23 protein-coding genes are annotated in these 22,872 nt (G+C 71.4%); 13 read left to right on the top strand and 10 right to left on the bottom strand.

Going from position 1 to position 22,872, the window contains the following annotated elements:
* The first annotated feature begins 156 nt into the window (after nucleotides 1-156).
* The 3 genes from AB0G50_RS06225 to phoU all read left to right on the top strand — a co-directional run bounded on the left by AB0G50_RS06225 (nucleotide 157) and on the right by phoU (nucleotide 6,014).
* Nucleotides 157-1,008 carry a GGDEF domain-containing protein gene (locus AB0G50_RS06225; RefSeq protein WP_360102870.1) on the top strand — a complete coding sequence of 284 codons (852 nt, stop codon included), beginning with the start codon at nucleotides 157-159 and terminating at the stop codon, nucleotides 1,006-1,008.
* Between the two features lie 211 nt (nucleotides 1,009-1,219).
* On the top strand, nucleotides 1,220-5,269 hold the full coding sequence (locus AB0G50_RS06220) for an LCP family protein (RefSeq protein WP_360102868.1): 4,050 nt from the start codon (nucleotides 1,220-1,222) through the stop codon (nucleotides 5,267-5,269).
* Nucleotides 5,270-5,348: 79 nt separating this feature from the next.
* Nucleotides 5,349-6,014 carry a phosphate signaling complex protein PhoU gene (gene phoU, locus AB0G50_RS06215; RefSeq protein WP_360102866.1) on the top strand — a complete coding sequence of 222 codons (666 nt, stop codon included), beginning with the start codon at nucleotides 5,349-5,351 and terminating at the stop codon, nucleotides 6,012-6,014.
* Here the strand turns inward: phoU and AB0G50_RS06210 are convergent.
* The 10 genes from AB0G50_RS06210 to AB0G50_RS06165 form a co-directional block, all read right to left on the bottom strand.
* Nucleotides 6,011-6,808, bottom strand: a complete 798-nt coding sequence (locus AB0G50_RS06210) for an ESX secretion-associated protein EspG (RefSeq protein WP_360102864.1) — start codon at nucleotides 6,806-6,808, stop codon at nucleotides 6,011-6,013. The two genes, phoU and AB0G50_RS06210, sit on opposite strands and share 4 nt — an antisense overlap.
* Nucleotides 6,805-8,379: a hypothetical protein gene (locus AB0G50_RS06205; protein ID WP_360102862.1), complete on the bottom strand. Its 1,575-nt coding sequence runs from the start codon at nucleotides 8,377-8,379 to the stop codon at nucleotides 6,805-6,807. Before AB0G50_RS06205 ends, AB0G50_RS06210 begins: the two co-directional genes overlap by 4 nt.
* Nucleotides 8,380-8,409: 30 nt before the next feature.
* The gene (locus AB0G50_RS06200; protein ID WP_360102860.1) at nucleotides 8,410-8,943 is read right to left on the bottom strand and encodes a DUF3558 family protein; all 534 of its coding nucleotides are present in this window, start codon (nucleotides 8,941-8,943) and stop codon (nucleotides 8,410-8,412) included.
* A gap of 37 nt (nucleotides 8,944-8,980) precedes the next feature.
* Entirely contained in the window at nucleotides 8,981-9,349 is a 369-nt protein-coding gene (locus AB0G50_RS06195; protein WP_360102858.1) for a hypothetical protein, read from the bottom strand.
* Between the two features lie 216 nt (nucleotides 9,350-9,565).
* Nucleotides 9,566-10,342: a phosphate ABC transporter ATP-binding protein PstB gene (pstB, locus tag AB0G50_RS06190; protein WP_360102857.1), complete on the bottom strand. Its 777-nt coding sequence runs from the start codon at nucleotides 10,340-10,342 to the stop codon at nucleotides 9,566-9,568.
* Nucleotides 10,343-10,349: 7 nt separating this feature from the next.
* Entirely contained in the window at nucleotides 10,350-11,264 is a 915-nt protein-coding gene (gene pstA, locus AB0G50_RS06185) for a phosphate ABC transporter permease PstA (protein ID WP_360102855.1), read from the bottom strand.
* Nucleotides 11,261-12,319, bottom strand: a complete 1,059-nt coding sequence (gene pstC / locus AB0G50_RS06180) for a phosphate ABC transporter permease subunit PstC (protein WP_360102853.1) — start codon at nucleotides 12,317-12,319, stop codon at nucleotides 11,261-11,263. Before pstC ends, pstA begins: the two co-directional genes overlap by 4 nt.
* Nucleotides 12,320-12,351: 32 nt before the next feature.
* Nucleotides 12,352-13,482: a phosphate ABC transporter substrate-binding protein PstS gene (gene pstS / locus AB0G50_RS06175; protein WP_360102851.1), complete on the bottom strand. Its 1,131-nt coding sequence runs from the start codon at nucleotides 13,480-13,482 to the stop codon at nucleotides 12,352-12,354.
* Nucleotides 13,483-13,672: 190 nt separating this feature from the next.
* Nucleotides 13,673-14,551, bottom strand: coding sequence for a mycothiol synthase (gene mshD, locus AB0G50_RS06170; RefSeq protein ID WP_360102849.1), 879 nt, complete (start codon nucleotides 14,549-14,551; stop codon nucleotides 13,673-13,675).
* Nucleotides 14,552-14,572: 21 nt separating this feature from the next.
* Nucleotides 14,573-15,322 carry a response regulator transcription factor gene (locus AB0G50_RS06165; protein ID WP_360102847.1) on the bottom strand — a complete coding sequence of 250 codons (750 nt, stop codon included), beginning with the start codon at nucleotides 15,320-15,322 and terminating at the stop codon, nucleotides 14,573-14,575.
* 176 nt (nucleotides 15,323-15,498) lie between these two features.
* Here AB0G50_RS06165 and AB0G50_RS06160 point away from each other — a divergent pair, with 176 nt between their 5' ends.
* The 10 genes from AB0G50_RS06160 to AB0G50_RS06115 all read left to right on the top strand — a co-directional run bounded on the left by AB0G50_RS06160 (nucleotide 15,499) and on the right by AB0G50_RS06115 (nucleotide 22,841).
* On the top strand, nucleotides 15,499-16,230 hold the full coding sequence (locus tag AB0G50_RS06160; RefSeq protein WP_360102845.1) for an alpha/beta fold hydrolase: 732 nt from the start codon (nucleotides 15,499-15,501) through the stop codon (nucleotides 16,228-16,230).
* Nucleotides 16,227-17,033, top strand: coding sequence for a DUF2993 domain-containing protein (locus tag AB0G50_RS06155; protein ID WP_360102843.1), 807 nt, complete (start codon nucleotides 16,227-16,229; stop codon nucleotides 17,031-17,033). The genes AB0G50_RS06160 and AB0G50_RS06155 overlap by 4 nt, the downstream gene beginning before the upstream one ends.
* Before the next feature lie 2 nt (nucleotides 17,034-17,035).
* Nucleotides 17,036-17,458: a thioredoxin family protein gene (locus AB0G50_RS06150; protein ID WP_360102841.1), complete on the top strand. Its 423-nt coding sequence runs from the start codon at nucleotides 17,036-17,038 to the stop codon at nucleotides 17,456-17,458.
* Between the two features lie 66 nt (nucleotides 17,459-17,524).
* Nucleotides 17,525-17,602 carry a putative leader peptide gene (locus AB0G50_RS06145; RefSeq protein ID WP_360103130.1) on the top strand — a complete coding sequence of 26 codons (78 nt, stop codon included), beginning with the start codon at nucleotides 17,525-17,527 and terminating at the stop codon, nucleotides 17,600-17,602.
* A gap of 99 nt (nucleotides 17,603-17,701) precedes the next feature.
* The gene (locus AB0G50_RS06140; RefSeq protein WP_360102839.1) at nucleotides 17,702-18,136 is read left to right on the top strand and encodes a DUF4395 domain-containing protein; all 435 of its coding nucleotides are present in this window, start codon (nucleotides 17,702-17,704) and stop codon (nucleotides 18,134-18,136) included.
* A gap of 42 nt (nucleotides 18,137-18,178) precedes the next feature.
* Nucleotides 18,179-19,024: a sulfurtransferase gene (locus tag AB0G50_RS06135; RefSeq protein WP_360102837.1), complete on the top strand. Its 846-nt coding sequence runs from the start codon at nucleotides 18,179-18,181 to the stop codon at nucleotides 19,022-19,024.
* Nucleotides 19,025-19,026: 2 nt separating this feature from the next.
* Nucleotides 19,027-19,323, top strand: coding sequence for a DUF1416 domain-containing protein (locus AB0G50_RS06130; protein WP_360102835.1), 297 nt, complete (start codon nucleotides 19,027-19,029; stop codon nucleotides 19,321-19,323).
* Nucleotides 19,324-19,497: 174 nt separating this feature from the next.
* The gene (locus AB0G50_RS06125) at nucleotides 19,498-20,133 is read left to right on the top strand and encodes an FABP family protein (protein WP_360102833.1); all 636 of its coding nucleotides are present in this window, start codon (nucleotides 19,498-19,500) and stop codon (nucleotides 20,131-20,133) included.
* A gap of 1,248 nt (nucleotides 20,134-21,381) precedes the next feature.
* Nucleotides 21,382-21,987, top strand: coding sequence for a 5-oxoprolinase subunit PxpB (gene pxpB, locus AB0G50_RS06120; RefSeq protein ID WP_360102831.1), 606 nt, complete (start codon nucleotides 21,382-21,384; stop codon nucleotides 21,985-21,987).
* Nucleotides 21,984-22,841, top strand: coding sequence for a biotin-dependent carboxyltransferase family protein (locus AB0G50_RS06115; protein WP_360102829.1), 858 nt, complete (start codon nucleotides 21,984-21,986; stop codon nucleotides 22,839-22,841). Before pxpB ends, AB0G50_RS06115 begins: the two co-directional genes overlap by 4 nt.
* Nucleotides 22,842-22,872: the final 31 nt, after the last annotated feature.

The following is a 22,872-nucleotide window of genomic DNA, read 5'->3' as shown; positions in this document are numbered from 1 at the left end:
GCACGGCACACGAACAGCCAACTTGATCACGGAACCTCACCGGTTCGGAGCAGTGCACGGTCAACCAGTAGAGGGAAATCCTCCTGCGACGTGTCCCGCCGGCTCAAGCGCCGCCTCTTCAGGGACGACACCTTGGCAAGTAGGGAGGTGAGCACGATGACCGCACTGCGACCCGACGTCGCCGAACCCGACCGCGACGGGCCGGCCGACGTCGCCCAGGCCGAGGGCAACGGCCTGGTGCAGTTGCACGAGTCCATCGCGACGCTGCTCGCCTCCCGGGGTCAGTGGCGGCAGGCCTACCAGCACCTGCGCTCGGCGTTCGACCTGGCCTGCGCCGACCAGGACGAGCAGCCGAAGATCCCCGAGCAGCTGCGCCGCGAGGTCGACCGGCTCCGCCGCGAGCACGCCGAGGCGCGCGAGCAGAGCCTGCGCGACAGCCTGACCGACAGCTACAACCGCCGCTACCTGGACCAGCGGCTGGTCGACCTGGAGTCGGGCCGCGGCGCCAGCACGCCCGGGCTCGCCATCGCGCTGATCGACCTGGACTGGTTCAAGCAGGTCAACGACACCTTCGGGCACCTGCTGGGCGACCGGGTGCTGCAACGGGTGGTCGAACTGCTCCAGGAGGACCTGCCCAAGGGCGGGTTCTGCGCGCGCTACGGCGGCGAGGAGTTCGTCCTCGTGCTGCCGGAGGTGGACGTGACGACGGCCGTGGAAATCGCCGAGGCCGCCAGGTTGCGTGTCGAGCGTCACGCCTGGCAGTCCCTCGCGCCGGGGCTGCGGGTCACCGTGAGCGTCGGCCTCGCGTGCGAGTCGGACGGAGAGGACCCCGCCGCGCGGGCGCCGGTGGCCCCCGAGCAACAGCTGTTGCGCGCCGACAGCCTCCTGTACACCGCCAAGCAGTCAGGACGCAACGCGGTCGCGTACCGGGAGGGCGGCCGGGTCCGCCTCGCCGGTGCCGCTTCCGGGCGACGTGGGATCGCTGAATCGCGGGTGGCCGGTTACTGATCGGTGAGCGAAAGCTCACTCTTCCGGACGTAGTCTGCGACGCGTATCGAACGACGAACCACCCCTGTATCACCGGGAGTGGTCGTCAGGAGTGGCCGTCATCCGTAGTATCGCCAACGCAACTGACACGCCGTTGGTGCAACCAATGTGTCCTTGCCGTCGTCAACTCGTGATGACGACCCACTAGTGACCGAAGCTGAAGGGAGACCGGGTGCCCGACGAGCCCCGCCGCGGCGGCCCCGGACCCCGAGGTGAGCAGCCTCCCGAGGACGACCGGCCGACCGGACGTCGCCGCAGGTCGTTGGAGGGCGGTGGCGGACTGAGCGTCTCCGAACTGCTGGAGCAGCACAGCCGCACGAACATCCCTCGTCCGGTCCCGCCCGACCAGTCGGACAACGGCCACCGCGCCGCGCCCGAGGCGCCGGGCACCGCCCCCGAGTCCACCGGCCGCCGCGCCGCGCCCGAACCACCGGGTCGCCGAGCCGCGGAGCCGACCGGACGCCGTGCCGCGCCAGAGTCCACCGGCCGCCGTGCCGCGCCCGAACCACCCGGCCCCGCCCCGGAATCGACGGGCCGTCGAGCCGCGCCGGAACCACCCGAGGCCGCGCCGCGCGCCGGTCGCCGCAGGCTGGACGACGCCGAGCCGACGGGCCGCCGGGCCCGCTCCCAGGACGGCGGTCGCCGCCGGGCGCGCGACGTGCCGGCCGAGCCGGAGCCACCCCGCTTCGCCCCGGACGACCCGCCGGGTGCGCGCCGACCGGTCGAACCCGAGCCGACGGGCAGGCGTCGCCCGCGCGGCCCCGCGGCGCCGGACTTCGGCACGCGCGGCCCCGTCGACCCGGACCCCGGCGGACCGCCGCGCCCGACGGACCCGTACCCCGGCGGCGCACGCCGACTCGCCGAGCCCGACCCGGCCGGACCACGCCACCCCGACCTCGGCGGAGCCCGCCGCCCGGTCGAGTCGGACCCGGGTGGACTGAACCACCTCGGTGGTCCGGACCTCGGTGGCGCGCGCCGACTCGCCGAGCCGGACCCCGGCGCACCGCACCGCCCTCCGGAGCCACCACCCGTCCGCCGCCCGGCGGAACCCGACGGCAGCGGCCCGCACCGCGTCGCGGAACCCGGTGGCGCACGGCGACTCCCCGAGCCCGGCCCACGCGAGGCCGGCGGCCCGCGCCGACTCGCCGAACCGGACGGCAGCGGTCCGCACCGCGTCGCCGAACCCGGTGGCGCACGCCGACTTCCCGACGCGGGCGACCCGCGCCGCCCGGCGGACCAGGACTTCGGCGCTCCCCGCCGACCGGTCGACCCGGCGGGCAGCGGCCCGCACCGCCTGGCCGAACCGGACACCCCGCGCCGACTCGCCGGCCCTCCGGGCGGCCCGCGCCGCCCCGGTGAACCGGGCCCCGCGCCCCGCCGACTCGCCGAACCAGGCCCGGGTGGACCACTGCCCGGCGACCCGACGGGCAGTGGTCCGCACCGCCCGACCGAACCGGACGGCCCGCGCCGCCCGGACGGCACCGGCCCGCGTCGACTCGCCGGCCCCGACGGCGGCCCCCACCTGCCGGCCGAACCGGACGGTCCACGTCGACCCGGCGGTCCCGACGGCAGCGGCCCACGACGACTGGCCGAACCCGACGGTGGTCCGCACCGACCGGGCCCCGACGGCACCGGACCCCGCAGGCTCGCCGAGCCCGGCAGCGGTCCGCACCGCCTGGCCGAACCGGACGGTCCGCGCCGACCCGGCGGTCCGGACGGCAGCGGCCCCCGGCGACTCGCCGAGCCCGACCACACCGGACCCGACGGCGGTCCGCGTCGACCGGCCGATTCCGACACGGGCGCGCAACGACGGCCCGGTGGTCCGGACGGCAGCGGTCCGCGACGGCTCGCCGAACCCGACCCCGGCGGCGTCCGGCGCGGCCCGGACGCCACGGGTCCCCGACGCCTGGCCGAACCCGACCACCCGGCGGCCGAGGGCGCGCGTCGACTCGCGGAGCCCGACCCCGGCGCGCGCCGGCCCGGCGACGCGGAACCGAGCGGTGCCCGTCGACCGGCCGAGCCCGACCCGGCCGGCCCCCGGCGGCCCGGCGAGCCACCGCGGCGACCGCCCGTGCCGGAGAACGGTCGGCGCAGCGGTCCCGACGGCGAGCCCTCACGACGGTTCCCGCAACCGCCGGCACCCGGCCCGGCCGGTCAACCCGGGCAACCGGGCCGGCCCGACCAGCCGTCCCGCCGGCTCCCGATCCCCAGCGCCGACGGCGAGCCCTCCCGGCGCTTCGCGCAGCCCCAGAACGGCCCCCGGGCCGACGGGGAGCCGTCCCGCCGCCTTCCCCAGCCCGGCGCCGACAACGGCCGTCCTGGCGCGCCTCAGGACGCCGCACGGCACCCCGGCGTCGACGGCGAGCCCTCCCGGCGCACCCCGGTCGACGCCCCGCGCCGGCTCGCGCCCGAGGAACCGGTCGAGCACGCCGAGAGCGCCGCGCCGGACCGTCCCGCCGACCAGCCCGAGCGCCGCGACCAGGTCGACCCGGCGAGCCTCACCACGGAGATGGAGGCCATCTCCGACGACGTGAAGAAGCGGCGCGAGGTGGACCACACGCTCGCGCGGTTCTCCGCCGTCCACGACGAACTCGCCGAGCAGGTGCGCCAGCGCAAGGAACGCCGGCAGAAGCTCATGCCGTGGAAGTCCGAGGAGGACGAGGACGCCACCCAGTTCGCCGAACCGGTGGACGGGGAGGGCGGCGGCCGGCGGGTGCGCACCGAGAAGCACAGCCGGATCGTCAAGTCGGTCAAGATCGTCTCGCTGGTCGCCGCCGTCGCGGTGTTCCTCGCGACCGGCCTCGGCTGGGGCGCGATGCGCTACATCGACAGCAAGTTCACCGAGATCGACGCGCTCAACACCAACTCGGCCGCGGTGCACGAGGCGGAGAAGCAGTTGGGCGACGAGAACTTCCTGATCGTCGGCTCGGACACCCGCGCGGGCGCCAAGCCGCAGGACGGCGTCGGCGACTCGGACCAGGAGCCGGGCGCGCGCTCGGACGTGCTGATGCTGGCCCACATCCCGGCGGACCGGAAGCGCGTCGTGGTCGTGTCGGTGCCGCGCGACATGCGCATCACCCGGCCCGCGTGCGAGCGCTGGGACTACAAGACCGCCTCCTACACCGGCGAGCAGCTCAAGCCCGAGGAGAACGTGCTGGCCAACCAGGCCTACGCGGACGGCGGGCCGAAGTGCGTCAGCACCTTCATGACCGAGCTGACCGGCTTGACCATCAACCACTTCATCTCGGTGGACTTCGCCGGGTTCAAGGGCATGGTCGACGCGGTCGGCAGCGTCGAGGTGTGCGTGCCGAAGGTGATGGACGACGCCAAGCTCGGCATGATCTTCGACAAGCCCGGCAAGTACGAGATCAGCGGCCAGAAGGCGCTGGACTACGTGCGGGCGCGGACGGTGAAGACCGACCAGTTCTCCGACTACGACCGCATCCACCGCCAGCAGCAGTTCCTGTCCTCGTTGCTGCGCAAGGCGTTGTCGAGCGAGATCCTGCTGAACCCGGGCAAGCTCAACGCCTTCCTCAACGCGTTCGCGGCGGCGACGGTCGGCCAGAACATCGGCGTGAACGACATGCTGACGCTGGCGGAGTCGTTGCGCAGCCTCGACGCCGGCCGGGTCAGCTTCGTGACCATCCCGCACTACACCGAGGAAGGTCCGACGCTCTCGCCGGACGACAACACCGAGGAGCTCAAGACCGACGAGGCCAAGGCGTTGTTCCAGGCGATCATCGACGGCACCCCGCTGCCCGGCGAAACCCCGGACGCGACACCGACGACGTCGGCCGCCGCGGCTCCCGCGAGCCCGACCCAGGCCGCGCCCAAGCAGGGCGCCGTGATCGACCCGAAGCAGGTCAAGGTCCAGGTGCTCAACGGTGAGGGCGGCGTCGACGGCGCGGCCGGCACCACGTCGAACCAGTTGAAGGAGTACGGCTTCGACGTCGTGCTGTCCGGCGGCGGTCCGGCGACCGGCAAGACGGTCATCAAGTACGCCACCGGTCGCGAGGACTGGGCGGCGACGGTGAAGGCGGCGGTGCCGGAGGCCGAGCTGGTGCTGGACGAGAGCATGGGCGGCGCGGTGCAACTGCTGCTGTCACCGGGTTTCACGGAGAAGTTCGAGACGCCCAAACCGGGCGGCGGTGGCGAGCAGACCAAGACCACGCCACCACCGGATCTGTCCATTGTGAACGGTGCCCAAAATCCCTGCGCCTAGACCATCTGGACGCTTCGGGTTCATCTTCGGTTCACCGAGGTGGGTCGCTGCCGCGACCACCTCGACGTAGGCTGCCCCCATGCGTGAGGCCTACCATGACCAGCTCGGACAACTCGCGGAACGGCTCGCCGACATGTGCGCGATGGCCGGTGACGCAATGGAGCGCGCCACCTCGGCGTTGCTCGGGGCAGACCTCGGCCTCGCCGAACAGGTGATCGGCGACGACGTCAAGATCGACGACGTCCGGTCGAGCATCGAGGAGCAGGCGTACGCCCTGCTCGCCCTCCAGGCGCCGGTGGCGACCGACCTGCGCACCGTGCTCGCGGTGATCCACGCCGCGGAAAGCGTGGAGCGCATGGGTGATCTCGCCCTGCACGTGGCGAAGGCAGCTCGTCGCCGCCACCCGAACCCGGTGCTCGCGGAGAACGTCAAGCCGTACTTCGCGGAGATGGGTCGCATCGCGGTCCACCTGGCGCGCGAGGCCACCGACATCATCCGCACCCAGGACGTCGCGCGGGCGCGTTCGCTCGAGGACGCGGACGACGCGATGGACGACCTGCACCGCCACCTGTTCACCGTGATCATGGACAAGGAGTGGGAGCACGGCGTCCCGTCCGCCGTCGACACCACCCTGCTCGGCCGGTTCTACGAGCGGTTCGCCGACCACGCGGTGTCGGTGGCCAAGCGGACCGTCTTCGTCGTCACGGGTCGGATGCCCGGCTACGGCGGTTCCGACGAGGTTTAACCGAGCAGGCCGGTCAGCTCCTGGGTGAGCTGGACGGCGATGCGCGGGTTGTCGGCAGGGGCGTGGGTGAGCCATTTTCGGCCGTCCTGCCCCTGTCGCGTCTGGGCCATGTACCGACCCTGGTCGTTGTCGAACCACGCCACCTGCGGCGCGCGCGACTCCCGACCGTGCCGGCCGCGGACCGTGACGCCGAACTGCCCGGCCCGCAACCGGGGCCGCTCGAACACCGCCTGCAACGCGCGGGTCTGCGTCGCGTCACCGCTCGTCGGCGTCATCGCGCGGGTGAACGTGGCCTCGCCGAAGTCCTCGTCCCTGCGCGGTGGCGGCGGCGGCGCGGAACCCGGCATCGCGACCGTGATCGACTGGCCGGGACCGGGTCGGGACGGCGGCACCAGGTCCACGACGGTGCGCACCAGCTGACCCGAGCGGATCAGGTCGACCTTCAACTGGCGTTCGTCCAGCACCGCGATCGCGGCGTGCTCGCCCTTCGCGCCGGCCCGCGCCAGCAGTTGCCGCTCGACGTTGCGCGCGTCCAGCGACGCGATCGCGTTGAGCGAGAAGTCGAAGCGCACCAACAGGTTCAGCGCCTCCTCGACCTCCGGCACGACCCGGCCGCGCGACATCAGGCCGCGCGATTCCAGGTCCCGGTGCACGGCGCCGCGGATGCCGCGCCGCTCGTCGAAGGTCTGTCCCAGGTAGGGGAAGTCGAACGGGTAGGGCCGGCTGCCGAGCTCCAGGTCCTCCCAGAGGATGTCGGCGGCCGCCAGGGACAGGGCGAACTGGAACACGCTCACCCGCCGATGACCGGCGGCGCGACCATGGTGCCGTCACCGAAGACGTCCTCGGTCTCGACCAGGTACGAGGCGGACTTGTGCTCCTTGTCCTCCTCGCCCTCACCACCGCGGCCACCGGCGCCACCCATGCCGCCCATGCCCGCCGCGCCACGCCCACCGGCCGCGCCGGCACCCGCACCCGCGAGACCGCCCGCGGCGTTCGGCCCGAACCCGCCGGCACCGCTGCGCCCGCCCTCGGGCAGCGAACCCGTCGCCGTGCCACCGGGCCCGAAACCACCGCCACCGGGGCCGAAACCGCCCTTGCCGCCGGGAACCCCGCCGCCGAGACCACCGAGTCCACCACGGCCGGCGCCACCACCACCGCCCGCGCCGCCGGCGCCGGGCACCCGACCGGACAACCCGCCCGTGCCGGGTCGCGCGCCACCGGGCAGCCCGCCCGGACGCGTGCCGGGACGGGTCCCGGGCGGCGTCGTGCCGGGCGGGTTCACGCCGGGCGGCAGCACGCCGCCGCCACCGGGAAGCCCTGGCGTGCCGGGGATTCCGGGCGTGCCGCCGGGAGTGCCCGAGGGCAGCGTGCCGCCGCCGGGCAGGTTCCCGGTGCCGGTGCCCGGGAAGGTGCCGACGCCGGTGAGGTTGGTGTTGCCGCCGCCCTCGTTGAAGGTGCTGCCGCCGGGGAGGACGACGTTGGGGTTGCCCGTGTTGCCGGTGCCGTTGGGCACGCCCACCGAGGGCCGCTTCCCGATCCCGTCACCGGTCCCGTTGGTGTCGGTGTCGCCGTCGCCGCTGCCCGAGCCCTGCATGGCGGGCGGCGCGGAGAACGCGGGCATCGTGGACCCGGACTCCTGGAACGAGGTGGACATGGTCGTCATCACCTCGGCCGCCCGCTCGTGGGCCTGCTGCTTCTCCTCGAACTTCTGCTCGATCTTGTCGACCGTGTCGGCCCACTTGAACGGGTTGGGCTCGGCGAAGAACATCTTGTACGCGTCGGCCGTGCTGAAGTCGACCGGTTCCGGCATGTTGTTCTTGGCCTGCTCGGCGGCCGTGCTCTGGGTGTAGAGCTTGTTCCCGGTGAGCTGCGCCCCCTGCGCCGCGTTGCCCGACCACGTGGCCACGTTGGTGAAGTACCCCTGCGCGGCGGACGCGGCCTTGCCCTGCCAGGCGTCCTTGCTCGCGGCCGTGGCGGTGCTCAGGTTGGCCTGGAGGTCGACCAGCGTGTTGCCCAGCTTGTTCCAGGCCTCGCCCTGCTGGTTGGCCATCGCCGGGTCCATGTTGTCGTTGACCATGGACTTGAGCGCCGGGTGGTCGTAACCCATGTAGAACGACCCGGCGGGCGCCATCGGCGGCCGGAAGTTCTCGACCACCTGCTCCAGGCTCTGCTCCTGCTTGTCCTGGTACTGCTGGGACTGCTGCTTGTACTTGATGTAGTCGAAGATGGTGGTGAAGACGCCGGGGTTGTCCTTCTGCGCCTGCTCGTACTCGGCACGCAACTGCGCGTCGTTCTGGCCGGCGTACGTGGTGCGCGACGCCTGGCTGTTGGGCTGCGGCTGCTGCGACGAGTTCGGCGATGCCACGGCTCTTCTCCTTCCCGACTGACCTGGCTGTTACTTGGGCAACTTCGGCTCGACGGCCTTCGCGACCTTCTGCGCGTTCTCACACGACTTGTCGAGCGAGTCGTTCGACGTGCCGACGAAGTCCACGCGCGACTTCGCCGTGACCTCGATCGCCACCACGCACGAGGTGGAGGTCAGCGCTTTCTTCGCCAACAGCGCCTTGCGACCATTGACGGTGGTCTCCGAGACCTCGGTCTGGGCGTTCTTGACGTAGTCCGCCAGGCCCTTGTCGGGGTGCAGGTCGAACTGCACGGACTCGCTCGCGGACACGTCGGCGTAGCAGCTGTCCTTGTCCGCCTGCTCGATCTTGGACAGGCCGAGTTGGCTTGCCAGCTCCCGGTAGATGTCGCAGGTCTTCACGTCCGCCAACGACGGACCGCTCGAAGCGGTCGTGGTCGGCACGCTCTTCGTCGTGGTGGCCGCCGCGCTCGTGCCCGCGGTCGTCGTGCCGGCGGTCGCGTTCCCGGGTTCGTCGGTGGTGCACCCGGCGAGGACGACACCGAGCAGCAAGAGCGGCGCGGCCACTCGGACAGCCGTGGTCCTGGTCAACTGAACCCTCACCTCAGTATCGCTTCAGGTTGTTCGCGTGACCGTCGTCGACGTTCCGGTAGTTCTCGACGGCCTTCTGCATCGCGGCTTGTGCGTCGAGGAGGGCGTCTCGCAGCTGGTTGACCGCAGGCACGATACCCGTGGTCCCCGCGCCGCCGTTCGCGCTCTCCACGTTGTAGCGGCTCATCGAGACGGCGTCCGGGCTGGTGCCGAGCTTGGTCGCCTGCTGGAGGTCGATGAGGCTCGACTCCATCTTCCGGAGATCACTCAGGGCGTCGCCGATGGCCTTGACGTAGGCCTGCGCGCCGGCCTCGCTGATCGCGAACGAGCCGGAATCGGCGGCCTGCTTCAGGCCACGCATGTCGGCCGTCATGGACTGCATGGACTGCGCGCTCCACGCCTCCGCTGGCGCCACCACGAACCCCCTGCCGATCGCACATTTCCGGCCTGCACGTTACCGCGCGTGCCGGAACGATGTCTCGACTATGACGTCCATGGCATACACCCGGTTCCGCCGGGTGGCATCACCCGGACGAGCGAGAAGCCCTCCCACCTGCGGCAGCGGGTGGGAGGGCTTCTCGGGTGGTGCCGGGGTGGATCAGCCGAAGCGGCCGGAGATGTAGTCCTCCGTGGCCTTCTGGCTCGGGTTGGAGAAGATCTTCTCCGTGTCGTCGATCTCGATGAGGCGGCCCGGCTGGCCGACGCCCATCAGGTTGAAGAACGCCGTCTGGTCGCTGACCCGCGCCGCCTGCTGCATGTTGTGGGTCACGATGACGATCGTGTACTCCTTCTTCAGCTCCGTGATCAGATCCTCGACCGCCAGGGTCGAGATCGGGTCCAGAGCGGAGCACGGCTCGTCCATCAGCAGGACGTCGGGCTGCACGGCGATCGCGCGCGCGATGCACAGACGCTGCTGCTGACCGCCCGACAGGCCGCCACCCGGGCGGTCGAGGCGGTCCTTGACCTCGTTCCACAGGTTCGCGCCGCGCAGCGAGCGCTCGGCGACCTCGTCCAGCTGCTTCTTGTTCTTGACGCCGGCCAGCTTCAGGCCCGCCACCACGTTGTCGCGGATCGACATCGTGGGGAACGGGTTCGGGCGCTGGAAGACCATGCCGATGGTGCGGCGGACCTGCACCGGGTCGATGGTGGAGGCGTAGATGTCCTCGCCGTCCAGCAGCACCTTGCCCTCGACGCGGGCGCCCGTGGCGACCTCGTGCATGCGGTTCAGCGAGCGCAGCACGGTCGACTTGCCGCAACCCGACGGGCCGATGAACGCGGTCACGTTCTTCGGCGGCACGGCGAGCGAGACGTTGTCGACGGCGTGGAACTTGCCGTAGAAGAGATTCAGGTCCTTGACGTCGATGCGCTTGGCCATCGCCCGCTCACTTCGTCTTCGGGGCCAGCCACCGCGAGATCACGGTCGCCAGCAGGTTGAACAGGGTGATGATCAGGACGAGGGTGATCGCGGCACCCCAGATCCGGTCGAAGCCGGCGTCCGTCGGGTTGTTCCGCTCCGCGGTCATGAGCAGCGGCAGCGACGCCATCGGACCGTCGAACAGGTTGTAGTTGATGAACGGCGCGTACGCGGCGAGCACCAGGACCGGCGCCGTCTCGCCCATCACGCGGGCCAGGGCGAGCATCACACCGGTCAGGATGCCGGACAGCGCCGTCGGGATGACGATCTTCACGATCGTCTTCCACTTGGGGATGCCCAGCGCGTAGGACGCCTCGCGCAGCTCGTCCGGGACGATCTTCAGCATCTCCTCGGTGGTCCGCACGATGACCGGCACCATCAGCAGCACCAGGGCCAGCGACACGGCGAAACCACTGCGGCCGAAGCCGAACGTGGTGATCCACAGCGAGTAGACGAACAGCGCGGCGACGATCGAGGGGACACCGGTGAGGATGTCGACCATGAACGTGGTCGCCTTGGACAGCCGCGACCGGCCGCCGTATTCGACCAGGTAGACCGCGATGAACAGGCCGATCGGCACCGAGAGGACGCCGCAGACCAGCGCCTGCACGATGGTGCCGTAGATCGCGTGGTAGACACCGCCGCCCTTCTGCCGGGACAGCAGGCCGGACAGCGACTTCTGCCACCAGTCGGCGTCGAGCACGACGGGCAGACCGCGCTGGATCACCGTGTAGAGCACCCACACCAGGGGGACGACGGCGATCGCGAAGGCCAGACCGACCAGGAAGGTCGCGAAGCCGTTCTTGAACTTCCGGGCGCCGCTGACGCTCTGGAACGTGGGCGGCGTCGCGAGGCGGTTCAGGTCCGCCGTGTCGGTGCTCACTCGTACTCCTTGCGACCGGCGACGATGGACCTGGCCAGCGCGTTGACCAGGAAGGTCAGCACGAACAGCACCAGACCGGCGGCGATGTAGGCGCCCGCCGAGCGCGGGTCGTTGAACTCCGGCGCGGCCAGCGCGATCTTGGAGGCGAAGGTCGCGCCACCGTCGAACAGGCTCCAGCCGAACGCGGCGGAGGTGCTGCTCAGGATGATGGTCAGCGCGATGGTCTCGCCGAGCGCGCGGCCGAGGCCGAGCATCGAGGCGGACACGTAACCGGCCTTGCCGAACGGCAGGACGGTCGTGCGCACGACCTCCCACTTGGTGGCGCCGAGCGCGATCGCGCCCTCGATGTGCTGCGGCGGGGTCCGGTCGAAGACCTCGCGGGACACGGCGGTGATGATCGGCAGGATCATGACCGCGAGCACGATGCCGGCGGTGAAGATCGTGCCGCCCAGCTCGATGCTCACGTTGCCCTTGGCGAACAGCGGGATGAAGCCGAGCGTGTCGACCAGCCACTCGCCGATCGGCGTGAGGTTCGGGCCGAGCACGAACAGGCCCCACAGACCGAAGATGATCGAGGGGACCGCGGCGAGCAGGTCGATCACGTACGCGAACGGCCGGGCGAACTTGCGCGGCGCGTACTGGGTGAGGAACAGCGCGATGCCCAGGGCGATCGGCATCGCGATCACCAGGGCGAGCGCGGCGGACACCACGGTCACGAGGAGCAGGTCCAGGATGCCGTACCGCATGTTGTTGACGTCGCCGGTCGACCACTCGCGACTGGTCAGGAAGTTGACCTGGTCGAGTGCCAGCGACGGGATGGCCTGGATGAGGAGGAACAGGCCGATGGCCCCGATGAGGACCACGATGAAAACGCCCGAGCCCGTGGCCAGACCGCGGAAGATCCGGTCGCCCGGCCGGACGTGGGGAGAGTTCTGTTCGGCTTCCGTGGTCGGGGGAATCGGAGCCTCCGAGTCGGATCGTGCGGCGGGCGAGCCCTCGCGGGCACCGGCAGTACCGGTGCCCGCGGGGCTCTTGGCCACGGTGCGGTCGTTCATCGCTGCGACGTCGCCTGGAATCTAACGGGGAATCAGGCGATCGCCTTGATGGCGGTCAGGACCTTGTCCTGGAACGCCTTGGGCAGCGGCGCGTAGCCCGCGGCGGTCAGGCTGTCCTGGCCGGTGGTCGCGGCCACCGTGAGGAACGCCTTGACGGCCTTGGCGGTGTCGGCGTCGTAGCCCTTCGAGCAGACGATCTCGTAGGTCGCGAGGACCAGCGGGTACGCGCCCGAGGCGGTGGTGCCGTAGATCGAGTCGAGGTCCAGGACCAGGTCGTTGCCCTCGCCCTTGATCTTCGCGCCCTCGATGGCCTTGCCGACCGTGGTGTCGGACAGCTCGACCGCGCCCTGACCGGCGTCGATCTTGGCGATCGACAGCTTGTTGTCCTGCGCGAACGACAGCTCGACGTAGGTCACCGCACCGTCGACGGACGCGACGGCCTGCGCGACACCGGCGGACTTCTCCTTGCCCTCGCCGACGCCACCCTTGAAGGCCTTGCCGTCGCCCTGGGTCCACGCGCCCTTGGAGGCGGTCTTCAGGTACTTCTGGAAGTTGTCCGTCGTGCCGGCCTCGTCGGACCGGTAGACGACCTTGATGTCCTTGTCCGGCAGCGTCGCGCTGGAGTTCAGCGCCTTGATGGCCGCGTCGTTCCACTTCTTGATGGTGCCGTTGAAGATCTTGGCCGTGACGTCGCCGTTGACGACGAGGTCCTTCACGCCGTCGAGCTTGTAGCCGATGGCGACCGGGCCGAACACCAGCGGGAGGTTCCAGGCCGGGTTGGACTTGCAGCGCGTGGCGGCGGCGTCCACCTCGCCCTTGTCCTTGTTCAGGGCCGAGTCGGAGCCGGCGAAGTCGACCTGACCGGCGTTGAAGTTCTTGACACCCGCACCGGAACCGGACGCGTTGTACGCGAGGTCCTGGCCGGCGCAGGCCGCCTTGTACGCCTGGACGAAGGAGTCGACCGCGTTCTTCTGGGCGGACGAGCCCTCAGCGCTCAGCTTCGGCTTGCCACCGCACTCCGGCTTGACGGCGGCCGCTGTGGTCGAACCTGCCGTCGCGGACGTGCCGCCCGTCGGGGCGTTGTTGTCGCTGCCACAAGCGGTGAGCAGAAGCGCACCGGCCGCGAGCAGGCCGAAAACGGCGCCGTGCCGCTGGGTCTTCACGTGGGTTCCTCCACCATACGGAAGCTGGGCGACGCGTTTCGCCGCTCGCCACGGACGGTAGGTAGCGATGGTGGACAGGCACCGAGGAGGAAGTGAACGAGAGGTGAACTCCACACGGGAGGTGACTAGTCACACCGCCGTTAGGGTGACCCCGTGACCTGGGCGTTTGCGTCGCGTGACAGGTTTGTCACTACCGGGCGTACTGAGCATCGGAGTCCCAGGTCGCAAACCCCAACCGGGTGTACACGGACAGGGCCGGAGCGTTATCGGCTTCCACGTAGAGCATCACGGTCCGTAGTCCCTGGCCACGAAGGTAGGAAAGTCCGGCCAGGGTAAGAGCCTTGCCCAACCCACCACCCTGCGCATCCGGGTCCACACCCACCACGTAGACCTCGCCCAGCTCGTCGGACTGCCGCTTCGTCCAGTGGAAACCGAGCAGCACGTCGTCCGCGTCGACCGCGAGCAGGAAGCCCTCCGCGTCGAACCACGGCTCGGCCTCCTTGCGCCGCACGTCCTCCACGCTCATCGAGCCCTGCTCGGGGTGCCAGGAGAACGCCCGCGCGTTGACCCGCACCACGGCCTCCTCGTCCCGACCGGGCACGAACGCGCGCAGCGCCACGTGCGCCGGCAGCACCGCCTCGGGCAGGTCGGCCAGCGGCCGGCGCAGCTTGAGCAGCTCGCGCACCTTCGCGAACCCGAGCCGGGCGGCCAGCGCGACCGCGCCGGGGTGACCGCCGTGCGCCCAGACCCGCACGCCCGGTGCCCGCTCGAGCAGCGCCTCGACCAGCGCGCGACCCACGCCGCGCCGCCGGTGCTCCGGGCGCACGGCCAGCTCCGCGACCGGGTTGCCGTCGGCGTCGCCCGCCACGTCCAGGTGCAGGTAGCCGACGAGCACGCCGCCCTCGACCGCGAGCAGGTGGGCGCTGCCCGTCGCGCCGGGCCGCAGCCGCAGCACGACGGCCTCGCCCACCGGGGCCACGCCGTCGACCTCGTGGGCTCCCCCGAGCAGGTCGGTGATCTCGTCGACCTGCTCGGGGGACGGCGCGTCGAACCACGTCAGGGAAGGCACAAGATCGAGGTTAGCCGAGCGTCAGCGCACTCGGCTGAGTTCCTCGTCCCGGTGCGCGGTGTCGTCGCTGTGCTCGACGGAGCCGCGACGGGCGCCCGGGCGCGGCGGGCGGACGAACTTGTAGCCCACGTTGCGCACGGTGCCGATCAGCGACTCGTGCTCGGGGCCGAGCTTGGCGCGCAGCCGTCGCACGTGCACGTCCACGGTGCGGGTGCCGCCGAAGAAGTCGTAGCCCCACACCTCCTGGAGCAGCTGCGCGCGGGTGAACACCCGACCGGCGTGCTGCGCCAGGTACTTCAGCAGCTCGAACTCCTTGTAGGTGAGGTCGAGCGGACGGCCGCGCAGCCGGGCGGTGTAGGTCGCCTCGTCGATGACCAGCTCGCCGAGCTGGATGGAACCGTCGCCGTCGGGACGGCTCGCGCCGCGCCGGGAGCGCACCAGCCGCAGCCGGGCGTCCACCTCGGCCGGGCCGGAGGTCGGCAGCAGGATCTCGTCCACGCTCCAGTCCGAATTCACCGCGACCAGGCCACCCTCCGTGACCACCGCGACGACCGGCACGTCGACACCGGACGAGTCGAGCAGTCGGCACAGGCCCCGGGCGCCGACCAGGTCGGTGCGCGCGTCCACCAGCACGACGTCGTGCGGACCGGCCTCCAGCAGGGCCGAAACCTCGGGGCGCAACGGCCTGACCTCGTGCGGGAGCAGCGCCAGCGCGGGCAGCACCGCCTCGGGGTCGGGGTCGGTTGTCAGCAGCAGCACGTCGATGCTCATCGCGGGCGCCCTCCTGTTCGGCCGGTGTCTGGTCACCGGACCAGGCAAGGCGAAGTACGGTGACCGGGCCCCGTTGCCTGCGGATGACGGAGACGATACCGGTGCACACGACGAAAGACCCAGGTCAACAGGCCAGGGTCACAGTTGTTTCCACGAGCGTCACCCCTGTTACGTCCTTGTCACACGACGCCGTGCTGCTGCGCGGCGTGCACGTCCGCTCGACACCGTCCGTGACGGACCTGGCCTTCGTGGTCGGTCACGGCTTCACCAACCACGTGCGCAAGCCGTACGTGCGCCGGGTGCTGGAGCGGTTCGCCCGGCACGGCGGCGTGGTCGCGCTGGACTTCCGCGGGCACGGCCGGTCCGACGGCCGGTCCTCGGTGGGCGGTGACGAGGTCCACGACATCGCCGCCGGTGTTTCGCTGGCCCGCGACCTCGGGTACCGACGCGTGGTGGTGGTCGGGTTCTCCATGGGCGCTTCGGTCGCGCTTCGGCACGCCGCGCTGCACCCGGACAAACCGGACGCGGTGGCGGCGGTCAGCAGTCCCAGCAGGTGGTGGGTGCGCGACACGGTCGCCATGCGCCGGGTGCACTGGCTGCTCGAACAGCCCCACGGCAGGCTCGCCGCCCGCGCGCTGGGCGTGCGACTGGGTCCGCCGTGGACGACCGCGCCGGAGAGCCCGCTGGAGGTCGTGCACCGCGTGACGCCCACCCCACTGCTGTTCGTGCACGGTGAGCAGGACCACTACTTCGGTCCGGAGCACGGCGTCGCGCTGCACCGCGCGGCAGGCGGCGGCGCCGAGCTGTGGCTGGAGCCGGGCGTCCGGCACGCCGAGTCGGCGATGACGCCCGCCCTGGTCGACCGGATCGCCCGCTGGCTGGACCACGCAACCGAAGGAAGTCGATGAGCGCCCCCGTGGCCAAGACGAAGCGCCGCCCCGCCCGCGGCCGCAAGCTGATCATCACGCTGCTGGTGCTCGGGGCGCTGCTGGTCGCCGCCGACTTCGGGCTGGCGGCGGCGGGCGAGTACCAGGTGGCGCAGAAGATGCGGCAGAAGTTCGGGTTGAGCGAGGACCCGGACGTGCGGATCAACGGCTTCCCGTTCCTCACCCAGGCGCTCGGCGGTGACTACAAGGACATCGAGATCAGCGCGGCCGGCGTGCCGGTGGCCGACAAGCTGCGCGACCTGGAGATCAGGGCGAACCTCTACCACGTCCGGATCGGCCTGTCCGACCTGCTCGCGGGCAACACCAAGGGCGGGCGGATCGACCAGGTCAAGGGCAGCGTCAAGATCAAGGCCTCGGACCTGAACCGGGTGGTCAACCAGGTCACGCCGTTCACCGACATGGCGATCGAGCCGGACACCCGCACCGAGCAGGCGCCCGACGCGACGCCCACGCCGACCGCGGCGGCGGTGAAGCTGAGCGGCAACACCACGCTGGCCGGCCGCAAGCTGCGCATCACCGCCTACGGCACCGTGTCGCTCAACGGCGGCAAGGTGCAGATCACCGCGAACGACGTGCAGCTGGACGACACGTCGCTGGCCGGGCTCGCCGAGGTGCTCGGCGTGGTCAAGCAGGCGCTGAGCGTCGAGATCGACCCCGGCGTGCTGCCGTTCACCGTGACGCCGACGGCGGTGCGGGTGGAGAGCGGCGCGCTGACCGTCGAGGGCACCATCAACGACATCCCCCTGGACGGGAACGGCGGCTGACGATGACCGGTGTGTGGGCGGTGGTGGCGGTCGCGGTGCTGGTCGCCGCGGTCGGCGTGGTGAAGAAGGTGCGCGACGGGCGGGTGCGCGCGGGCCGCGAGGTCGCGCTGCCCGAGCCGGTGCGCGCGCTGCTCGACCCGGCCGCGCCGGTCACGCTGGTGCAGCTGTCCACGACCTTCTGCACGCCGTGCCGGCAGACGAAGGCGCTGCTGACCGACCTCGCCGCGCGCACCGACGGGTTGCGGCACGTGGAGCTGGACGTCACCGACCGGCCGGAGGTCGCGACCGGGCTGGGCGTGCTGCGGACCCCGACCACGCTCGCGCTGACGCCGTCCGGGGTGGAGCTGTTGCGGGTCGGCGGCGTTCCGAAAACCGGCGAGCTGATCGATGCGCTTCGCTCACATCTGCCCCGACCGAACGGGTGAACCAGCGATCTCCCATGTTGTGGACGCCACTCCCGACAGCAGGGACGACGGGCTACCCTCGACGCCATGACCACGCTGCTGACCAAGCGCCTCGCGGTGGACCTGTGCCGCGTGCGCAGCAGCCTGTGTCGCGCGGCGAGCTGACCGGGCGGTCCCCGGCGGCGCTCCCACCCGTCTAACGGTGGAAGGCCGCCCGTGGTTACCGCCTGATCCGGACCCCATGTCCCCGTCAGGAGGTTCGCCGTGCCGAAGGATGCCCCCGTAGACCCGCGAGGACCGCGCTTCACCGCGTGGGCCACCGCCGCCGTGCTGGTGGTCGTGCTGCTCACGTCGTGGTGGTGGCTGCTCGCGTTGCAGGCGGTCGTCTTCGCGCTCGGCGCGTTCGGCTCGCTGCGGTGGAACCCGTGGACGCAGGTCTTCCGGGTCGCCGTGCTGCCGCGCCTCGCGCCCTCCGCGGAACGCGAGGAGGCCGCGCCGCTCAGGTTCGCCCAGGCGGTCGGCTTCGCGTTCGCCGTGGTCGGGACGATCGGGTACGCCACCGGACTCACCGCGCTCGGAGTGGTCGCCACGTCCTTCGCGCTCGCCGCCGCGCTGCTCAACGCCGCGCTCGGCCTGTGCCTGGGCTGCGAGATGTTCCTGCTCCTGCGCCGCTACGCACCAGCCCTCGTCCGCACCTAGAAACACCCGTCGTAGTAACCAAAGGAAACAGGGAGCAGCTCGATGAGCCGTGAAGACGTCCTGGTCTCGGCCGCCTGGTCGGAGGAGAACCTGAACACCGACGGTGTGGTGTTCGTCGAGGTCGACGAGGACACCACCGCCTACGAGGGTGGCCACATCCCGGGCGCGGTGCGCGTCGACTGGCGCACCGAGCTCCAGGACCAGGTGCGCCGCGACTTCGTGGACCGCGCCGGCTTCGAGAAGCTGCTGTCCGCCAAGGGCATCTCCAACGACGACACGGTGATCCTGTACGGCGGCAACAACAACTGGTTCGCCGCGTACGCCTACTGGTACTTCAAGCTGTACGGCCACGACGCGGTGAAGCTGCTCGACGGCGGCCGCAAGAAGTGGGAGCTCGACGGGCGTCCGCTGGACAAGGAGGTCCCGTCCCGCGCGGAGACCACCTACAAGGCGCAGGAGCAGAACCACGCGATCCGCGCGTTCCGCGACGAGGTCGTGGACGCGATCGGCAACAAGAACCTGGTCGACGTGCGCTCGCCCGACGAGTTCTCCGGCAAGCTCCTCGCGCCCGCCCACCTGCCGCAGGAGCAGGCGCAGCGCGGCGGCCACATCCCGTCGGCGATCAACGTGCCGTGGAGCAAGGCCGCGAACGAGGACGGCACGTTCAAGTCGAACGACGAGCTGACCGCGATCTACGGCGAGGCCGGCTTCGACGGCTCCCGCAAGACCATCGCGTACTGCCGCATCGGCGAGCGCTCCTCGCACACCTGGTTCGCGCTGCACGAGCTGCTCGGCCACGAGGACGTGAAGAACTACGACGGTTCCTGGACCGAGTACGGCTCGCTGGTCGGCGTGCCGGTCGAGCTCGGCAGCGGCAAGGAGGCCTGAGCATGAGCAGCTGTGGCGCGCCCGAGCAGGGTGTGGACGTGGCGGTCGGCGAGACCGAGGTCGTGCTCACCGGCAAGGTGAAGGCGGCGGGCGAGCCCGTCGGCGGCGCGTTCGTGCGGCTGCTGGACTCGACCGGCGAGTTCACCGCCGAGGTCGTGTCCTCGGAGCAGGGCGACTTCCGCTTCTACGCGGCGCCGGGCGAGTGGACGATCCGCGTCCTGCACCGCTCCGGCAACGGCCAGGCCTCGGTGACGGCGTCCGGCCCGGGCGTGCACCCGGTCGAGGTCGCGGTCGCCTGATCGGCTTTTTCGACGGGACCCCGGTGGCGTTGGCCACCGGGGTCCTTCGCGTCGGGGGTCGGGGCGATATCCTCGGCGGGTGGAACACTTCTTCACAGGCCTGCTGGTGTTCGTCACCCTGCTGATCACGTGGTTCGCCGGGTACGTCGTGTACCGGCTGTACTCCGACCAGCGGTGACCGACAACGCGCCCGCCCCGGGCAGTGGCGACGCGGCGGTGCGCGCCGCGGCCGGCCGCGCGGCGGTGACCGGTGCCCGCAACCTCCCGCAGTTCGACGACCTGCCGATCCCGGCGGACACCGCGAACCTGCGCGAGGGGCCGTCGCTGCACGACGCCTGCCTGGCCCTGCTGCCCCTGGTGGGCGTGTGGCGGGGTGAGGGCGAGGTCGTGTACCCGACGATCGACGGGCCGTACCGGTTCGGCCAGCAGGTGACCTTCGCCCACGACGGGCGGCCGTTCCTGTATTACGAGGCGCGGTCGTGGTTGTTGGACGCCTCGGGCGAGGTGATCCGGCCGGCGGCTCGGGAGACGGGTTTCTGGCGTCCGCAGGCGGACGACACGATCGAGGTCCTGCTGACCCACAACACGGGCATCGTGGAGCTGTACTACGGCACGCCGCGCACCCAGACGTCGTGGGAGTTCACCACCGACGCCGTCGTGCGCACCGCCACCGCCAAGGAAGTGACCGGCGCCCAGCGCCTGTACGGCCTGGTCAACAACGGCGACCTGGCCTACGTCGAGGAACGCGCCATGGTGGGCCAACCCCTCCAGCCCCACACCTCGGCCCACCTCCGCCGCGTCGTCGGCTGAAGGCCGTTCGTTCAACAATCCCCACGCTCCACAATCCCCACGCCCCATCGTTCAACAATCCCCCCATCCCACACACCCACAATCCGACAACGCTCGAGCCGCGCCGCGCAACCAACGGCGGCCGACCTCAGCCGACCAAGCGGGCATTCAGGCGAGCGGCGGTTTCGGGCCCGGGCGATCGCGCCGGCGCGGTGCCGGCTGAGCGGACCGAGCGGACGATCACGGCCCCGCCGGTGGGGCAGGGGGGTCGCGGACCGACTGGCGACCGCGCGCCGCAGTGCGGGTTGGGGCAGGGCCGAGCGCACGATCCCGCCGATAGCGGCAGGGCGGAGATGGCGGACCGGCCGGCGATCGCGTGCCCACAGTGCCGGTCGGGCAGGCCGAGCACGTGATCACGATCCCACCGGTCGTGGCAGGGCGGAAGTCGCGGACCGGTTGGAGATCGCGTGCCCGCAGTGCCGGTTGAGCAGGCAGAGCGCGCGATCACGATCCCGCCGGTAGTGCAGGGGTGGAGGTTGCGGACCGGGTCGGCGATCACGTCCTCGCAGCGCCGGTTGCCGGTTGCGGGGCCAGGCGGGCGATCACGAATCCCTCCGGCAGTCGTTGCGGGACCGGGCGGGTGGTCGTGTCTCCGCCGGGCGCGGTGGCTGAGCAGGGAGGGCGGGTCCGTCTCGACCGATGCCGGTCGCCGGGCCAGCCGGGCGAGTAGGTCTCCACCGATGCTGGTTGCGAGGTCAGGCGAGCGGGCGTGCCCCCATCTGCGGCGGATGCGAGGTCAGGCGGGCGGGCGTGCCCCCATCTGCGGCGGTTGCGAGGTCAGGCGGGCGGGCGTGCCCCCATCTGCGGCGGTTGCGCGGTCGGGCGAGCTGGCGGATCTCCGTCGGCGGCGGTTGCGCGGCCGGGCGGGCAGGTGGCCGCCGGACGCGGTTGTGGGGACGGGCCGATGGGTACGTCTTCGCCGATCCCGGTCGCCGGGCGGGGTCCGGCAGGTGGTTGCGTCTCCGCAGAGAACGGTCGCTGGGCGGGGTCGGCGGGCGGGTGGGTCCTCGCCGAGGCCGGTTGTGGGGTTGGTTAGAGGGCGGTTTCCCGCCGGGTGCGGTTGTGGGCGTTCTTCGGTGCGTCTCAGCCGGGCTGGCCCGGCTCTCGGCTTTTGGTGGCGGCGCGGGGTGGGTGTTTCGAGGTAGGATTGTTGAACAATTCTATGTGGGAGCAATGGGTGGATAGGTGGATGGGCTGGTGGGTGCGTAGGTGAGGTTGCGGCGGTGCGGTGACCGGGCCGTGTTGGTCGAGGTCGGGTCGTTGGACGAGGTCGAGGCCGTGCGGGCGGCTGTGGTCGGGGCGCGGTTGGACGAGGTGGTCGAGGTCGTTCCGGCCGCGCGGACCGTGCTCGTGGTGACGCGGGACGGTGGGCAGGCGCGGGTTCGGCGGGTTCTCGAAGGGGTCGACCTCGGGCGGCGGAGTGCGGGCGAGGCGCGCGAGGTCGTCGTGCCGGTGGTGTACGACGGGCCTGATCTCGCGCTGGTCGCCGACACCGCCGGCATCGCGGTCGAAGAGGTGGTGCGGCTGCACTCGGAGGCGGTGTACTCGGTGGCGTTCTGCGGGTTCGCGCCCGGTTTCGGCTACCTCGTCGGCCTGCCCGAGGCCCTCCACCAGCCACGACTCGACTCGCCGCGCACCAGGGTGCCCGCCGGCTCGGTGGGCGTCGCGGGCGAGTACACCGCCGCCTACCCCCGCGCGACCCCCGGCGGCTGGCGGTTGATCGGGCGGACCGACGCGCCGCTGTTCGACGTCCACCGCGACCCCGCCGCCCTGCTCGCGCCCGGCGACCGCGTGCGGTTCGAGGTGGTCCGTTGAGAACCGTCACCGTCCTGCGCACCGGTCCGCAGGCCCTCGTCCAGGACCTCGGCCGCACCGGGTTCGCGGCGCTCGGGGTGCCGCCGTCCGGCGCGCTCGACACCCCCTCGCTCACCCTCGCCAACCGCCTGGTCGGCAACCCGCCCGACGCCGCCGCCCTCGAGGTGCTGCTCGGCGGGCTCCACCTGCGCGCCGACGCGTCCTGCACCGTCGCGGTCACCGGGCCTTCGGTGGACGTGCTGGTCGACGGGGTCCACCGGGACTCGCCGTTCCACCTCGCGGCGGGGGAGGAAGTCCGGCTCGGCACGCCCGCGCACGGCCTGCGCAACTACCTCGCCGTCTCCGGCGGACTCGACGTGGACCCGCAACTCGGCAGCCGCTCCACCGACCTGCTCTCCGGCATCGGCCCCGACCCGCTCGCCGACGGCCACGTCCTCCCGCTCGGCGACGTGCTCGGGGTGCCCGTCGGGGTCGACGTGCTGGTCCCGGTCCGGGTGCCGGACGAACTCGTGGTGCCCGTGCTGCTGGGACCGCGGGAGGGATGGTTCAACGATCCTACTTTTCAATTGTCGAACGGCAGTTGGACCGTGTCCGAGCGGAGCAACCGGGTCGGCGTTCGACTCGTCGGCACCGCACTGCAAAGGGAAGAACGGTACAAAAGCCGGGAATTGCCCAGCGAAGGCCTGGTGACGGGTGCCGTGCAGGTGCCGGCCGACGGCCAACCCGCGGTGTTCCTGGCCGATCATCCGACCACCGGCGGATACCCGGTGATCGGCGTAGTGCCCGAAAGATCCCTTCCACTGCTGGGTCAGGCGCTTCCCGGAACCCGACTCCGGTTCCGCCCACAGGGCTGAACGGACGCAATTGGTCTAGACCCATTGTGAA

The organism is Actinosynnema sp. NPDC020468, assembly GCF_040642015.1.
Classification (GTDB): domain Bacteria; phylum Actinomycetota; class Actinomycetes; order Mycobacteriales; family Pseudonocardiaceae; genus Actinosynnema.
Note: the sequence above shows the minus strand (reverse complement) of the source record. Positions and strands in the feature narration are given on the sequence as shown.

Excerpts from the sequence above, each read along its gene's own strand:
- AB0G50_RS06225 (WP_360102870.1), top strand. The coding sequence starts at position 157 with ATGACCGCACTGCGACCCGACGTCGCCGAACCCGACCGCGACGGGCCG.
- phoU (WP_360102866.1), top strand. The coding sequence starts at position 5,349 with ATGCGTGAGGCCTACCATGACCAGCTCGGACAACTCGCGGAACGGCTC.
- AB0G50_RS06195 (WP_360102858.1), bottom strand. The coding sequence starts at position 9,349 with ATGCAGTCCATGACGGCCGACATGCGTGGCCTGAAGCAGGCCGCCGAT.
- pstB (WP_360102857.1), bottom strand. The coding sequence starts at position 10,342 with ATGGCCAAGCGCATCGACGTCAAGGACCTGAATCTCTTCTACGGCAAG.
- pstC (WP_360102853.1), bottom strand. The coding sequence starts at position 12,319 with ATGAACGACCGCACCGTGGCCAAGAGCCCCGCGGGCACCGGTACTGCC.
- AB0G50_RS06165 (WP_360102847.1), bottom strand. The coding sequence starts at position 15,322 with ATGAGCATCGACGTGCTGCTGCTGACAACCGACCCCGACCCCGAGGCG.
- AB0G50_RS06155 (WP_360102843.1), top strand. The coding sequence starts at position 16,227 with ATGAGCGCCCCCGTGGCCAAGACGAAGCGCCGCCCCGCCCGCGGCCGC.
- AB0G50_RS06150 (WP_360102841.1), top strand. The coding sequence starts at position 17,036 with ATGACCGGTGTGTGGGCGGTGGTGGCGGTCGCGGTGCTGGTCGCCGCG.
- AB0G50_RS06145 (WP_360103130.1), top strand. The coding sequence starts at position 17,525 with ATGACCACGCTGCTGACCAAGCGCCTCGCGGTGGACCTGTGCCGCGTG.
- AB0G50_RS06135 (WP_360102837.1), top strand. The coding sequence starts at position 18,179 with ATGAGCCGTGAAGACGTCCTGGTCTCGGCCGCCTGGTCGGAGGAGAAC.
- AB0G50_RS06130 (WP_360102835.1), top strand. The coding sequence starts at position 19,027 with ATGAGCAGCTGTGGCGCGCCCGAGCAGGGTGTGGACGTGGCGGTCGGC.